Raw genomic sequence first — 1,299 nt, 5'->3', positions numbered from 1 at the left:
CCAATCTGGCTCTGGCTGGCCGTGCTCGGCCTGATCGTCGGCATGCTCGCCGTCGACCTGTTCGCCCACCGTCGAGCGCACGTGATCGGCGTCCGTGAGGCGGCGGTCTGGTCGGCGGCCTGGGTTTCCATCGGCATCGCCTTCGGCGCCTGGATCTGGGGTGACGTCCCGCGAGGTGGTGTAAGTCCAGGCCACTGACCGCGTGAGTGTTCACGTGCGAGGGGCCATCGTGTGATGGTCAGCGAGACCACGCCAATGGTTCTCGCGGAAGGACACAGCACACGATGGCCCTGGACCAGTCTGCCCTGCTCGAGCTGCTCGATGCACTGAAGGCCGCCGATGTCGATGACCGAATCCGGTCGGCGGCCACGACGATCTACCAGGCCCTGATCGAGGCCGAACTCACGGCGGTGATCGGCGCCGCACCGCACGAGCGCACCGATTCCCGTACCGCCCAGCGCAACGGCTCCCGCCCCAGAACGCTGTCGACCACGGCTGGCGATCTGGAGCTGCGGATCCCAAAGCTGCGCGCCGGATCGTTCTTCCCGTCGCTGCTGGAGCGCCGCCGGCGGATCGATCAGGCGTTGTTCGCGGTGGTGATGGAGGCCTACCTGCACGGCGTCTCCACCCGCAAGGTTGATGACCTGGTGCGCGCCCTGGGCGCCGACACCGGCATCTCCAAGTCTGAGGTCTCCCGGATCTGCGCCGATCTCGATGCCGAAGTCGCCGCCTTCCGCGACCGTTCACTGGCCGAGCAGGCCTTCCCGTATGTGTTCCTCGACGCCACCTACTGCAAGGCTCGGGTCAACAGGCGGGTCGTCTCGCAGGCCGTCGTGATCGCCACCGGGGTGGCCGCCGACGGGCACCGGGAAGTGCTCGGCTTCGCCGTCGGCGACTCCGAGGACGGCGCCTTCTGGACCGCCTTCCTGCGCACGCTGAAGGCCCGTGGGCTGACCGGCACCCAGCTGGTCATCTCCGATGCCCACAGCGGGCTGAAGGCCGGGATCGGCGCGGTGCTGCTGGGCGCGGCCTGGCAGAGATGCCGGGTGCACTTCATGCGCAACGTGCTCGCCCAGGTACCCCGCGGCAACAGCGAGATGGTCGCCGCGGCGATCCGCACGATCTTCGCTCAGCCCGACGCCGAACACGTGCACTCCCAGCTCGACGTCATCGCCGGCATGCTCGGACGCCAGTTCCCCAAGGTCGAGGCGATGCTGCGCGACGCCGAGGACGACCTGCTGGCCTTCACCGGCTTCCCGGTCAGCCACTGGAAGAAGATCTGGTCGACCAATCCGCTGG

At 68.4% G+C, this 1,299-nt stretch carries 1 protein-coding gene and 1 pseudogene; both read left to right on the top strand.

From position 1 onward, the window contains the following. Window positions 1–198: pseudogene (locus tag A6V29_RS12030) on the top strand (hypothetical protein); the annotation flags it as partial. Between the two features lie 86 nt (window positions 199–284). Beyond that, window positions 285–1,299 (top strand): IS256 family transposase (locus A6V29_RS12025; protein WP_137160516.1); only part of this gene is annotated, 1,015 nt, incomplete at its 3' end.

The sequence above is a fragment of the Blastococcus sp. CCUG 61487 genome, assembly GCF_005222955.1.
GTDB lineage: Bacteria > Actinomycetota > Actinomycetes > Mycobacteriales > Geodermatophilaceae > Blastococcus.
The sequence above is the reverse complement of the archived record's forward strand: the minus strand, read 5'-3'. Positions and strand labels throughout refer to the sequence as shown.